The organism is Roseobacter sp. (assembly GCF_024639605.1).
GTDB lineage: Bacteria > Pseudomonadota > Alphaproteobacteria > Rhodobacterales > Rhodobacteraceae > Roseobacter.
On sequence record NZ_JAHEHZ010000093.1, the window covers coordinates 1 to 13,504 of the forward strand.

The 13,504-nt window shown below is 61.0% G+C and carries 12 protein-coding genes; 3 read left to right on the forward strand and 9 right to left on the reverse strand.

Annotated features, from left to right (window positions below; translation table 11 throughout):
* Positions 1-2,832: efflux RND transporter permease subunit (locus Q0M35_RS12500; protein WP_295315768.1), on the reverse strand; the 2,832-nt coding region annotated here is incomplete at its 3' end.
* Positions 2,820-3,962 carry an efflux RND transporter periplasmic adaptor subunit gene (locus tag Q0M35_RS12505; RefSeq protein WP_295315770.1) on the reverse strand — a complete coding sequence of 381 codons (1,143 nt, stop codon included), beginning with the start codon at positions 3,960-3,962 and terminating at the stop codon, positions 2,820-2,822. The genes Q0M35_RS12505 and Q0M35_RS12500, both read right to left, overlap by 13 nt.
* 86 nt (positions 3,963-4,048) lie before the next feature.
* Between Q0M35_RS12505 and Q0M35_RS12510 the strand changes: the two genes are divergently transcribed.
* Positions 4,049-4,699 carry a TetR/AcrR family transcriptional regulator gene (locus Q0M35_RS12510; RefSeq protein ID WP_295315772.1) on the forward strand — a complete coding sequence of 217 codons (651 nt, stop codon included), beginning with the start codon at positions 4,049-4,051 and terminating at the stop codon, positions 4,697-4,699.
* Between the two features lie 38 nt (positions 4,700-4,737).
* On the opposite strand, the gene Q0M35_RS12515 is transcribed toward Q0M35_RS12510, so the two are convergent.
* Together Q0M35_RS12515 and Q0M35_RS12520 are read right to left on the reverse strand one after the other, a co-directional pair.
* Complete coding sequence (locus tag Q0M35_RS12515) at positions 4,738-6,108, reverse strand: mechanosensitive ion channel domain-containing protein (protein WP_295315774.1); 1,371 nt, start codon at positions 6,106-6,108, stop codon at positions 4,738-4,740.
* 11 nt (positions 6,109-6,119) lie between these two features.
* On the reverse strand, positions 6,120-6,848 hold the full coding sequence (locus tag Q0M35_RS12520; protein WP_295315776.1) for a Crp/Fnr family transcriptional regulator: 729 nt from the start codon (positions 6,846-6,848) through the stop codon (positions 6,120-6,122).
* A 91-nt stretch (positions 6,849-6,939) separates the two neighbouring features.
* On the opposite strand from Q0M35_RS12520, the gene Q0M35_RS12525 reads away from it, so the two are divergent.
* Positions 6,940-7,305 carry a hypothetical protein gene (locus Q0M35_RS12525; RefSeq protein ID WP_295315778.1) on the forward strand — a complete coding sequence of 122 codons (366 nt, stop codon included), beginning with the start codon at positions 6,940-6,942 and terminating at the stop codon, positions 7,303-7,305.
* 10 nt (positions 7,306-7,315) lie between these two features.
* On the opposite strand, the gene Q0M35_RS12530 is transcribed toward Q0M35_RS12525, so the two are convergent.
* Complete coding sequence (locus Q0M35_RS12530) at positions 7,316-8,350, reverse strand: AI-2E family transporter (RefSeq protein ID WP_295315780.1); 1,035 nt, start codon at positions 8,348-8,350, stop codon at positions 7,316-7,318.
* A gap of 123 nt (positions 8,351-8,473) precedes the next feature.
* Between Q0M35_RS12530 and Q0M35_RS12535 the strand changes: the two genes are divergently transcribed.
* The gene (locus Q0M35_RS12535) at positions 8,474-8,674 is read left to right on the forward strand and encodes a CsbD family protein (protein ID WP_295315782.1); all 201 of its coding nucleotides are present in this window, start codon (positions 8,474-8,476) and stop codon (positions 8,672-8,674) included.
* 16 nt (positions 8,675-8,690) lie between these two features.
* Here the strand turns inward: Q0M35_RS12535 and Q0M35_RS12540 are convergent, their stop codons facing one another.
* From Q0M35_RS12540 to Q0M35_RS12555, 4 genes are all read right to left on the reverse strand, one after another.
* On the reverse strand, positions 8,691-10,151 hold the full coding sequence (locus tag Q0M35_RS12540; protein WP_295315784.1) for a UdgX family uracil-DNA binding protein: 1,461 nt from the start codon (positions 10,149-10,151) through the stop codon (positions 8,691-8,693).
* Complete coding sequence (locus tag Q0M35_RS12545; protein WP_295315786.1) at positions 10,151-11,386, reverse strand: putative DNA modification/repair radical SAM protein; 1,236 nt, start codon at positions 11,384-11,386, stop codon at positions 10,151-10,153. Before Q0M35_RS12545 ends, Q0M35_RS12540 begins: the two co-directional genes overlap by 1 nt.
* A 124-nt stretch (positions 11,387-11,510) precedes the next feature.
* Positions 11,511-12,296, reverse strand: coding sequence for a hypothetical protein (locus tag Q0M35_RS12550; RefSeq protein ID WP_295315788.1), 786 nt, complete (start codon positions 12,294-12,296; stop codon positions 11,511-11,513).
* A partial coding sequence (locus tag Q0M35_RS12555) for a hypothetical protein (RefSeq protein WP_295315790.1) occupies positions 12,293-13,504 on the reverse strand: 1,212 nt, incomplete at its 5' end. The genes Q0M35_RS12550 and Q0M35_RS12555, both read right to left, overlap by 4 nt.

Here is a 13,504-nt window from a genome sequence, read left to right on the forward strand (position 1 = left end):
TGCTGCGTCGTCTTCCTGCAAAGCTGTCATGATAATCAGGGCCGCGTTGATCGACACGCCCACGGATCCGATGAGCCCGATTATTGCGTTGATCCCGAAAGGATATCCGAACACTGCGAGGGCCAGCACCGAAAGGCCCGCCGAAAGCCCGCCGACCACCAGTGCCACCCCCGCCAGCCGGAAGCTGCCGAACGTCATTACCACCACAGCCACCGAGAGCGTGATAATCAACCCCAGCGATGCCAGCAGATTGTTGAGGGTCGAGGCCCGCGCGTCAGAATCCCCACCGGTCTGGAGACGCACGCCGCCCGGCAGTTCAAAGCCCGCGTTATCAATACGCTCACGTATGTCACCAAGGGCCTCTTCCGGCAGCACACCATGCTGCAAATAGGCCTGAACGGTGTTGACCCGTTCGCCGTCGCGCCGAGTGATCTGTCCCTGCCGGGGCACCAGCATGACATCCGCCAGCGCCGACAGGGGCGTCGCAGGAAAGGCCCCCGCCTCCGGCAGAATCAGAGGCAGATCGCGCACCCGTGCCGGATCAGACCGGAAGTCAGCATCAAACCTCACCCTGACAGACAGCTCTTCTGAGCCTTCGATCAGAGAGCCGCCGGTCACACCCGTAAGGGCTGCGTCGAGCTGGCGCGCAATATCACCGGGGGTCAGCCCGACCAGACGCGCGCGCGCCTCATCCACGTCTATCGCAAGCCCCGGAGCGCCGGGTGTCAGCGACGAACGCGCGAGGGTGACCGTGGGTACCTCTTCGATGATCCGGCGCAGCGCGTCGCCGGCCTCGCGCAGCAACGCAAGGTCCTGCCCGATGAGGCGCAACTCAACCGGCGCGTTGACGGGCGGACCCTGCACCAGCCCGCGCACCAGCACCTGCGCGTCGGGGGCCAGCGCGGGCAGGTCCCTTTGCAGCTCCGGCAAAACGGTTTCTGTCGCCTCTGCAGAGCGTGTACGAACAAGCGCCTGGGCATAGCCCGGCGCAGCTTTGCGGCCGCCGGGAATGTTGTAATAAAACGCCGGCGCCGAGCGGCCGGTTGTCCAGCTGACGGCAACAACTTCGTCCAGGGTGCGCAGGTGAGCATCCAGTCGGGTCACGGCCGCCTGTGTCCGCCCGATGCCGGTGCCGGGTGGCATGTCCACCTCAATGTGAAACTGGTCCCGGTCCACGCCGGGAAAGAACTGTGCCGTCAGAAGCGGCAGGCTGGCAAACCCAAGCACCGGCAGCACCAGCGCCAGCAGGACCGAACGCACCGGATTGCGCAGAGACCAGAGCAGCGAGCGCGCAAAGAGCCGGCCGGCAAAACCCGATGATATCCCGCTGGCTATGACGCCCGTGCGTCCCTCCGCCGGCATCAGCCAGCCGGCCATCGCGGGTGTGATCGTCACCGCAACCACAAACGACCAGCCGAGCATGATCACCACAGCCAGCGCGATTGAGCCGACAAAATCGCCCGCCGGTCCGGGCAGCAGGATCATCGGTGTGAAACTCAGCGCCGTCGTAACAGTGGAGGCAAAAAGCGGCATGGTCAGGCGTGATACGGATCCGCGCACGGCGTCATGGCGTGATGCCCCCGAGCGGATGCGCCTGGCGATCTCGTCCGTCATTACGATGCCGGCATCGACCAGCAGACCCAGCGCGACAATCAGGCCCGTCACTGACATCTGATGCACCGGCAATGCGATCAGGTTCATGGTAAACAGTGTGGCGAGCGTCACCACCGGCAGTACCATCGCCACGATCATGGCCGCGCGCAGCCCCAGTGTGATCAGCAGCACAGTGAGTACCAGACCAACACCGACAGCCATATTGCCGGCAACTTCTGCGAGGCGCGCGGCGGTATAGGTGGACTGGTCAAAAACCAGTTCCATCTGCATGCCCGCGGGAACACCAGGCTGGTAGTCGTCCAGCACCGCACGGATACCGGCAGCCCAGACATCAACCTGCAGACCGTCTTCGGCCCTGGCAGCAATCAGAACAGCAGGCCGTCCGTTGTGCAAAGCGGCCTCTGCCACAGGTTGACGCGGCCCGCGGGTGATTTGTGCGACCGAGCCCAGCAGCAGTGTCTGCCCGTCCGGGCCATCACGCAGCACGATATTACGGAGCCGGTCGGGGGAGGTGATCTCGCCTGATACTTCAAGCAGCAGGTCGTCGCCTGCGCCACTCAGCCGGCCTGCCGAAACCTTGGCATCTGAACGCGCAATGGCGGCGGCGACTGCATCCGGGGTCAGGCCTGTGCCGGCGGCGCGCTGCGCATTCAGTGTGACGGTGATTTCCTCTTCCGGAACGCCGAAAAGCTCTACCAGCCTGGTGCCCTGCACATTGCGCAGCCGGTCCGCAATATCCTTGCCAAAGCGACCGGTAAGCGACAGGGGTACGCCGTCATGCCGCGTGCTCAGCGCAACAATCGCGCCATAGGCGCCGGCGCCGTCTGTATCAAGATCAGCGGGCAGCACACCTGCCGGGAACCGGTCCTGAGCTACGGAGAGTTTATCGCGAAGTTCTGACCAGACCTCTTCGATGCGGTCAGCGGCAAGCGTTTCAATCAGTTCGATCTGCACAATCGAAATGCCCGCAGCGCTGGTCGAATTCAGCACATCGACCTCTGAGACTTCTCTCAGGCTGTCCTCGATCTCGGCGGTTACAAGGCTTTCAACGCGCGCCGGGTCAGCGCCGGGCCAGGGGGTCGTGACGGTTGCGAACAGGTTGGTGATCGTGGGGTCTTCCTGCCGCCCGATGGCCAGCAACGCAGACGCACCGGCGGCGATGATCACCAGCAGGATCAGCGCGACAATACGCGGTTGGCGAAAGGTCAGCGTTCCCATGACATGCGCTCCGCCGCCGCGACCGCCTGACCCGGCACCAGCCTGTGCGTACCGCCGGTCACGAAGCTGTCGCCGTCGGAAAAGCTCCCACGCACATAGACCCGGTTGCCATCAGGATGGATGATTTCTGCGGCTTCCGGCGTCACCGCGCCCTCCCTTACCGTAAGCAGTGTCCAGGCACCCCTCGGGCCCTGCCGCAGCGCCGATACCGGCACCCATGCCCCGGGTTCTGCGACATCCGTGATGATCACGACCTGTCCGGTCTGGCCCGCCGGCAAAGGCGCGCCTGCAATATCGACGAAGATCACGCGGTTGCGGGTCTGCGGGTCAAGATCGGGGGCGATCTGTGCCACCGTTCCGTCACGTCGGTCTGTCCCGAACGCGATGGTTACCAGGTCTCCGGGACTGAGATCCGCGGCCACCGCAGGATCGAGCCCGGCTCTGAACCGTTGCCGGTCCTGATCAAGCACCGTCAGCACCGGCGCCCCGGGTGCGACCACCGCGCCCGGGTCCAGCATGCGGGTACCGGCAACGCCAAAGAAGGGCACGACGAGTTCGGATTTCAGCATATCGATCCGGATCGCCTGTAACCCGGCATCGACCTCTGCGATGGCCGCCTGAAGCTGCGCAAGTCGCAGGGAGGTATCATCCACCACCTGCGCGCTGACGTGGCCGCGCCGCCGCAGCTCCTCTTGCCGGTCATTGGTGCGCCGCGCCAGTTCAGCCTGCGCCATCAGCACATCGCGCCGGGCACTCACGCGGTCGCGTTCGGCCTCCAGCAGGCGTGTATCAAGCCGCGCGACGACGGTGCCGGCCCGGAGCAGATCGCCTTCTCGCGCAGCAACACTCTCAAGCGTTCCTGCACGCTCAAAGGCCAGCGCAGTTTTCCTGCGCGCTTCAACCTGTCCGTAAAACCGGCGGGTCACGCGATGGCTGTCCTGCATCCGCAGTACCGCAATTCTGACCGGCGTCTGGTGCACCTGCGCAGGGGCGGGCAGCGCGCTGGCACGGTCGGCAATCACACTGCGCCCGATGAAAACTGTCACCACGGCGGCACCCGCTATCATCAGGGTCAGAAACAGACTGCCAGTTCGTTTCAGCCCTGGCGGCAGCGGAAAAAAGGTAGCCACGGGATACTGCCTTTCGTAAAGTTAGCATTGCTAACATATGTTTGCGTCGCTAACTTTGGCAAGCAGTAATCGGAAGAAAATCAGATATGAGCAGCCAACCTTCTGGCGTAGAAAGCAAAAAAGAATATCACCACGGCGATCTCAGGCGTCAGTTGCTGGAAGCGGTACGCGAGCTGATCGAGGAAAACGGTCCGGAAGGATTCTCGGTAGCACAGGCCTGCCGTCGCGCGGGGGTCAGTACGGCGGCACCCTACAAACACTTCAAAGACCGTCATGAGATTATGCGTGGGGTGCTGTTGCTGGCAATGGAACGGATGCGTCAGGTGATGCAGGACGCGGCCGATGCCTGGCCTGCAGGCGACCCAAGCCGGATCGTGGCGCTGGGCCAGGCCTATGTGGATTTTGCGCGCAATGAACCGGGCATGTTCCAGATGATGTTCGGGCACTCCGGCAGGCATGACCAGAGCCCGGAGCTTGAGGCCGCTGGCGAAAGAACAGGTGCGGTGGTGAAAATCGTTGTGGCTGAACACTTCAACCGCCCGGTAGACGATCCCGTCGTTCAACTGCGCGCCTATGCGGCCTGGAGTTTCGTGCACGGCCACAGTTTTTTGTGCCTCGACAACAAGATCCCGTTTGAGATGCCTGCCGAGACTGAACATGCTCTTCTGGTTCTTGTGGGTAAGGCCATTCTTCCCGACCCGTCAGCGCATGCGGGCCAGGATCACGGCGGTGGATGAAGGCAGCGTCATCAGAGCATGACGTGACCGCCACCCGATCATTCGGACTTTTTGTCCGGGTTCAGAAGATCGCCGCCGGCATCCGTCGCTCTGCGTTCACGCTCAACCGCGTCGCTGGTCTCGGCGCTTGACTGTTCGGGATCGGATGCTGCCGGCAACGCTGTTTCCGTTTGTGGCGGGAGGGGCTCAGGCGACCGGGTTTCCGTCTCTGTTTCAGACAGCGTTCCGGATAGCTGTTGCGCAGAACGCTCGTCCAGACGCAGCCTGTAGATCGGTTCCGGCAGCCCGAAGCCGGCGCTTTCGAGAGCGGTTTTCGTCACGCGGATGGCCTCACCGCGCGCCTTCATGAAATCAACACGGCTCTGATCGACCCAGGCTGCAAATGTGAGCACCACATTCGAATCGCCCACTTCCGCAATCCAGGCCGACACGGGCGGGTCGTTGAGGACAAAAGGCAGTTTCTCCAGCGCACTCGTCGCCGCGGCAAGCGCTGCCGCCAGGTCGCTGTCCGCATCTACACCCAGTTCAAAGGTAAAGCGCCGGTTGGGATCGCGCGTATAATTTATAATATGCCCTTTAAAAACCGTCGCATTGGGGATCCGGATGTGATTGCCATCGGGCGATATCAGGATCGTCGCGCGCGAAGTCAGGCGGGCAACATTACCCTCTTTTCCGTCTATTCCGACGAAATCATTGGGGCGGAACGGCTGGCGCAGACTGAGCAGGATTGAGGCGATAAAATTCTCCACGGTGTCCCGCACGGCAAAACCCAGAGCAAGACCCACCACACCCGCAGCACCAAGCACTGCGCCAAGCAGGGCGGTCGCATTCAGAATATCCAGCCCGACGACGATACCCACCACGATAAAGACAATCCGGGCCACGGCGCGGTAGACATCGGCGATGAATTTGTTCGGCGCCAGCCATTGCCAGATGGCCAGGCGCGTCGTCAGCAGCCATCCCAGAACCGCAATTGCGACAAAGACCAGAAAGGCCACGATAAATATCGGTGCATTGAGGGCGATATTCCGGCCGCGATCCAGAATCCGGTCCACGGCTGGTTCGAGGCGCTCTTCCAGACTGGTGCTGATCGTTGTCTCGTTTTCGATCGCGACGACACCTTCCACGCGGTTCACGATTCCTTCAAGCTCCGCGCGGCGGGTATTATCAAGCACCTGACCCTGCAGCCGCACGACACCACCCGAAACGGACACGGTCACGTTCTGAAAACCGGTGATCTGACGCGCAAGGGTATTGATACGGTCGCGGATCTGCGTGTCGCTGACTGTATCTTCTCCCACACCGATTGAACTGTCCGTCTGAACCGGATCGGAGGCCGTCTGCGCGCCGCCGGGCTGTGCGGTGAGCAACGTGGCCATCAGCAGCGTTGCTGTCAAAGTACGTATCATGTGGTGTCCTGTCAGATCAGCGGCCGGCGTGGGGCCTTTGCAGTGTCCATCTGCGCAATCTCCATCAGGGCCGGTTTGTCGTAGATCCGCAAGATTCCATCGCTCCACGAAAGCAGATCCCGTTCGCGCAACCTGGCGAGGGTTTTGTTGGTGTGAACCAGCGACAGGCCGAGAGAATCCGCAATATCCTGTTGCCGGAACGGCAGCGGCATCGCCCCGTTTCGGACCAGCCCAGTTCCCTCTCCGCGTGCAAAAAGACGTACCATTGCCCAGGCAAGAGCACCAATCGCCGACCGCTGACCCAACGTCAGCAAGGCTTCTCCGAGAAAGTGTTCTTCGGTCGCAGCAAGCCATGTCAGATCAAATGCGCGGGTCGGATTTGCGCTGAACCATTCGTAAAAACTGCTGCGATCAAAGACGCATAATGTCATCTCAGTCGTGGCTTCGACGGAGTGCGACATTTCACCGAGCACACCTGCCTGAAGGCCAATGAAATCTCCGGGAAAAATAAGGTTAATAACTTGTTTCCGGCCATCCGGCAGGGTTTTGTAACGCACGCCCATGCCGCTCAGTGCGGTGAAAAGCTGGGGTGTGTTGGACCCTTCGTTAAGGATGTGCGTACCCGGTTCCACCGACAGTTCACCGGACTTAAATCTTTGCATCCGCGCGACGTCTTCCGTGCTCATGCCCATAAACACCGGTTGTGTCCTCAGCGGGCAGTTTTTGCATGTGGTGGCCATCTCTCTCCCCGGGGTATGTCACAGTTTAATGCGCCGCGACATGAATGGTTCCATAAGGAGCACGGTTAAGAGCGTAGGCGGAGACTTCAGTGTGAGTAACATAACCTGTGTCATCATCGAAGAGGATGTCTTTGTGGCCGAAGATATTTCGGCAACCGTTAAGCAGCACTTCCCCAAGGTGCAGCTGCGCGTATCTGCGTCTTTTGATCAGGCGCGTCGGTCGATGTCCCCGGTCGGCGCGCCCATACTTGCCATCATTTCGGGAAATGGCATGATCTCACGTGAGATAACTGAAGAGGACGCCTCCAGCCTCAGGGCGCTACCGGTTGTCTGGATCGATGCACCGCCGCTCGTTCAGCGCGATCACCCGGGCTGGGCCTTTATCAGCAAACCCTTTACTCTCGCGGGGCTCAGCGCCGCCCTTGAAGCGGCATCCGGCAGGTCGGCCACCGCATAGTTGGCGCAGTTTATCCGGCAGCGACTGACCTTATTTTGGTGTCACTCTCCGGCTCCGGCCCGGTATGCGCTTCGCGCAGATTAAGGCCCCAGACCAGCACCGGAATAGCGATCACACCACCTACCGGTCCCCAGAGCCAGAGCCAGAATATCAGCGACACAAAAACCGCGAGCGGATTGATGGACATATGCCGGCCGACCAGCGACGGGGTGACAAACTGCCCTTCGGTCGCATTCAGGGAGAGATAAAGCGCCGCCGGCAGGAAACTCCAGGCCCCCTCGAAGGTCACAAACCCTGCAAACAGCAAGGTCACTGCAAACGCGATCGGCCCAAGATAGAGAAGATAATTCACCAGAAACGCGCCGACACCCCACAGAAACGGGTTCGGCATACCAAGCGTAGCCATCACAAGGCCGATGATCAGCCCGAAAGCGGCATTGATCGCGGTGATGGTCAGGAAGTACCGCGATACATCGCGCTCGGCGGCACAGAGTACCTCTTCACTGACGCGAGAGGTGTTGCGGGCGATAATCCGGTAAAGATCATTCCGCGAGAGCAGGAAGAAATATAGCGACCCGGCAAAGATCATAACCTGAGCGAAAAAGCCCGGTGCGAGCCATATTGCATCTGTCAGGCTGGGCGCGTCAGTTGCCTTTGCGACCGGGTCAGACCCGGGCGACAGTGAATCCTCAATCGATTCCTGCATATCGGTGACGCTTTCGATTGCCGGCTGCAGTGTCGATATGAATTTGCGCAGTTCCCATTTGATGCGCGGCGCCATTTCCACGGCATCTGTTATCACCGGCACCAGAAGAAGACCCAGCAAAACAACGGCTGTGAGCGCGCTGAAGAGCACCACGAAGGCCGATACGGACCGCCGCAACCCGATTTTCTCAATAAGATCACCAACGGGCGCGGTGACGACGCCAACGACAAGCGCCAGCAACAAGGGTGCCATGACATGAGATGCGGTCTGAAGAAACCAGACGGCGGCGCAAACTGCGATCACGATCAGGGCCGTAGACTGCGCAGGGCGCTGCGACATAGATTTCTCCTTCTCCTGCTAACGCCGGAAGTTCAGACAAAGTTCCGTCTGCTATGGAACATTATACCCGGTTGCGTGCGTTGGCCCGTCTGAACCTACAACAGCGAAGAGGGCAGGTCCTCTATGAAATGGGACGAAGTGCGCAACCGATGGAACCAGCTTAAGGGCGACGTCAGAAAGACGTGGGAAAAGCTGACGGACGAGGACATCAGCCAGATTGCCGGTGACCGCGCCGAACTCGAGCGCCGCCTGTGCGCATACTACGACATTGATGCTGACAGGGCGCGCGAGCAGGTTGACGACTGGAAGCGCCGCCGGCTCTGAATTTGCAGCAGTTATGTCATGCGTGCGTACGTGGAAAGACTGTATTTTCTGACATATGCCGGGCCAGTCCCAGATCATTGCGGAAATGCTCTGTGGCGGCGGCTTTTTTATCCGCATCCGGCTGTCGGAGCAGGTAAGCCGGATGCAGCGTGATCAGCACCGGGATACCATCGGGCCCGGTTTCCACGTTTCCGCGACGCTGCATCAGATCAGCGCCCGATCCGGTCAGCGACAACGCCGCTGTAGCACCGAGCGCGAGGATCACGGCGGGCCTGACCAGCTGTATCTCAGCCTCAAGCCACCACCTGCAATGCTGTATCTCGCCTGCATCCGGGCGCTGGTGGATGCGTTGCCGTCCGCGCGGGCGGAATTTGAAATGCTTCACGGCGTTGGTGACAAAAGCCCCATTCCGGTCGAGGCCGGCGTCGTCGGCGATGCGGTCAAACAGCTGCCCCGCAGGCCCCACGAGCGGACGCCCCTGCAGATCTTCCTGATCGCCGGGCTGTTCTGCTACGATCATCAGCCGCGCTGAGAGCGGCCCCTCGCCGGGAACAGCCTGAGTTGCGGTGCGGTGCAAAGGGCATCGGGTGCAGGCGCTGACCTGACGCGGCAGATCATCCGCAGGCCCGTCCCAGGCAGAGGTAAGGTGTGCCTGTTGCGCCTGAACTGCGGCCATGCGGGGGGGCGGCAGGCCGGGCGCGTTCAGAGCCATCTCGCGCGCCCGCGCGGGCGCGCCTGCGATCAGATCCGGGATCGCTGCCGCCTCGGGCATATTCTTCCAGTACTTTTTTGGCATTTCGGACTGCATGGCCTTAACCTTGAGCCGGGCCGGATTGAAAATGTTCCGGAAGTAAGTCACCCACAGGATTTCGCTGGCATCATCGGGCAGATCGGGGCGGGGATGATCCTCTTCGAACCGCACCTTTCCGTCCTCAAACACGGCTGAGATATCCGGGGTCAGAATACGCCAGTCCATATCGGCAAACCGCCGCGCAAAAAAACCAGCCGTAGGCTCGACCGTGTGATGCGTGGGCTCAAACCATGCTGCAAAAGACCGGCGCGGACCGGCCGGGTCGCCGATCTCGCGAAACCGCACAAAGGCTTTCATCTTGTGCTGGCAGCGCCGCACGTTTTTCTCCATCTGACGGAGCTGTGACAGATGCGCATCGCCCCTGTCACTCATCAGATGTGGCGCTTCGATCAAACGCCACAAAAACGCATAAAGCCGCGCGAAACGCGCGGGATCGGCGTGCCAGACCACCGTGTCGGCCATCTGCAGAAAACTGCGTGGCACCGTAACAGAGCCTGTCACAGGTCGGGCAGGGCCGGGAGGCCCCGGAGTGTCGAAGAGGCCGCGGTCCTGCCTCGTATCCCCCCATGTCACCTCCTGTGGCGGCACCTGTGACAAAAGCAGGTCACGCGCTGCATCCCGCCAGGCACGGGCGGCATCGATGCGGGGTACGACGACATGGGTCATCAGAACAGGCTCAGCTGTTCGGGTGGCGGAGCAAACCGTGCGCGCAAACCGGCACTGTCGGTGAGTGCACCAGGGCTCCAGCCCCCCGCCGTGATGAAGGCCCGTGCCTTTTTCAGTCCCGCGCCCATGCGGTGCAGATCGTCATAGCGCAGCGAGCGGTGTCTGCGGCTGCTCAGAATGCGCCCGACAGTTTTTGTGCCGAAACCGGGCACACGCAGCAAAAGCTCGCGCGGGGCGCGGTTCACATCGACCGGAAAGAGGCCACGATGCGCCAGCGCCCAGGACAGTTTCGGATCGATGTCGAGATCGAGATTGCCACTTTGATGATGCCCGGTGATCTCTCTGAGATCAAAACCGTAAAACCGCAGCAGCCAGTCTGCCTGATAGAGCCGGTGCTCACGCTGCAACGGCGGGCTGATCAGGGGCAACCGGGATGAGGCATCCGGAATCGGTGAAAAAGCCGAGTAATAGACCCGCTTCAGCTTGTAGCTTGCATAAAGCCGCGTGGATTGTCCAAGCACGGTGGTATCTGTCGCAGCATCCGCGCCGATGATCATTTGTGTGGACTGTCCGGCGGGCGCAAAACGAGGTGGACGCTTTCCGGTATGGCTGCGATCGCGCGCCACTTCTTTACGCAGACGCACGTCTGCCATGGCGCGGCGGATCTGCTCAGGACTTTTCTCCGGCGCGTGCTGTTTCACCGAGGCATCGGTTGGCAGCTCGACATTGATGGAAAGCCGGTCTGCCAGCAGTCCTGCTTCTTCAATCAGTTCCGGCGCGGCATCGGGAATGGTTTTCAGGTGGATATAGCCGCGGAAGTTTTCCTCATGCCGCAGCTTGCGGGCAATCCGGACCATGTCGAGCATGGTGGTGTCCGGCGACCGGATGATACCTGAGGATAAAAACAATCCTTCGATATAGTTGCGCCGGTAGAACTCGATGGTGAGCTTTACGACCTCGTCCACAGAGAACCGCGCGCGTTCGACATTCGACGAGACCCGGTTGATGCAATAACTACAGTCGTAAATGCAGAAATTCGTCATCAGAATTTTCAGCAGGCTGATGCACCTGCCATCGGGCGCATAGGCGTGGCAGATTCCGCTACCTTCATTTGAGCCGAGGCTCTTGCCGCCCCGCGAGTCGCGTTTCGTTGAGCCCGACGAGGCGCAGGAGGCATCATATTTCGCCGCGTCGGAGAGAATCGCCAGCTTTTGTTCGAGGGTTTTCTTTACCATATGTTCTGTATATGTTCTCAAGAACCACGGCGCAATAACCTGTGACATAGTGCCCGCTCAAAGCCGGAATCAGGTGAAATTATCTTCAGGATGTCGGGCCATACCGGTCGCTGTTACAACGTGTTCAGGACCCGGCCGGAGTAACCATGCGGTAAGTGATCAGTTCTTCGGGCAGCAGGATGTAAATCTCGTCTGGTGGCGTTTTCAGTGCATGACGCATGATCAGCGGATCAACACCCATCTCATTGAGATATTCCATCACCTCACCTTGTCCCTGCTGGATGCTTTCCACAGCCACAAAAGCGGGCAGAGCTGTATTGGCGCCGAAAAAATGCTGATGCACGCCGACCTGCGCATCATCATCCACGCGCCGCGTCACCCCCGACGCAAGGATATAGGGGCAGGCGGAAAGACAGACATCCGTCGCCTCCATAAGGGTCGCGGCCTCAAGGGTGCGTAGTTGCCGGCCGATGCTCAGCGCGTCCTGAACCGATCCACCTGGCGAATTCAGCCGCACTTCGGTTACGGCTCCGGCGGTCTGCAAATGCTCCTCCAGCCGGATTGCATCGCCAGGTGCAATCTGCCCTGTCAGGCTCAGCAGCCCGTCTGCATGCTCAAAGAGCAACCGCACAGGCATGTCTCCGGACGTGCGATAGGGCCTGCCGGGAGTTCCGTCGCGCGTCGGGGCGAAAGGCAGATCATCCGGTGCATACCGCCGGGTCTGATCGCCAGGTGCTACCGGTGCGTCAAAAGCAGGACGGTCGGAGGGCCGCACCAACTGCGGCAGCACGCTCAGAACGTCACGACCCATCAGCAGCACAGCCAGCACAACCTGAAGCGCCAGCACCCCGATAATCGCGGTGCGGGTGTCAAAGCGCCGGGCGGGGACAGGGGAGGGAGTGTCGGTCATGCTTGCCGTTCCGGTTTCGGACTGAGTTCAACCGGCTTGATGCCGGGAGACCTGTCCCGTTCGGGAACCGGCTCATCCCGACCCATCGTCACTTCCATGTCCCGCATTGCCCGCATCGCGGCTCTGAGCTCCGCGAGCGTCAGCGTCTCCCCGACACTCACGGGTGCCTTGCCGCCGCGAATCGCCGCCTGTGTGATTGCGAGGATAAAGACCAGAACCGCGGGCAGCAGATCGATGGCAACCGCCCCGGCCCAGGAGGGCACGAAATTCCCGGCATAACGGATCACCGCATCAGCGGTGCTGATCGGCGTATATATGGTGTCGGCGGCCGGCTGCATCGCGATCACCCCCTCCGCCGCCAGGCGAAGCGTATCGGCCCGCTGTCCCAGCACATCCAGCACGGAGGAAATGGTCGATTGCTGGCCTGCGCGGTTTTCAGCAGTGCGCCCGTCAAGCTCCGGCAGCACCACAGAGGCGCTGAGATCCCGGGCTGCCCGGCTCACCAGAGGAGCGACAGAAAGCTGGCGCAGCTGGGTAATAACCCCGGCCAGACGCACCGCCTCTTCAGAGAACTGCACCGACCGCGTTTCAATGGGACCAGGCTCGACCGTAAGTGACCGCATGCGGCTCAGCACAGCATTTCCTTCGGCAAAGGCCGCATCGACAAGGGGTTGCTGTGAGGAGATCTGCGCCTCGAGCCCGGCAAGTTCATCTGATTTCTGGCGCAGCACACGGAATACAGCACCACGCCCGGCAAGGCCCGATAAACCACCCGTGGCTTCCTGTTCGGAGAGGTCTTCAAACGACTGCCGTACCCGGGCCACATCCCGCCCAAGCCCCTGTGCAGAAACGGCAATTTCGTTGGTCCGCTCCAGCGAAGTCTGATAATCCTGCACGGTGCGGGCCAGATGCTGTTCAACCGCTGCGGCACCTGCAAGGGCTGCCGCATTCAGCCAGGACGACATAGCAATAATCGCCGCAGACCCCAGCAGCATGGACACAAAAAGACCCATCCGTGCACCCGCCGTGCGCACAGCCGGCAACAGGCGGATCATATAGGACCAGAACACAAAGATACCGGTTGAGACGGCAATCGAATAACTGATGGCGGCAAAAAAACTCAGTGCACCGTTGTCATCCAGCAGCGAGGAAACGCCGAGATAGGTATAGATGCCGGAGGCGACGGCCAGCACGCCGAGAGCTGCGGC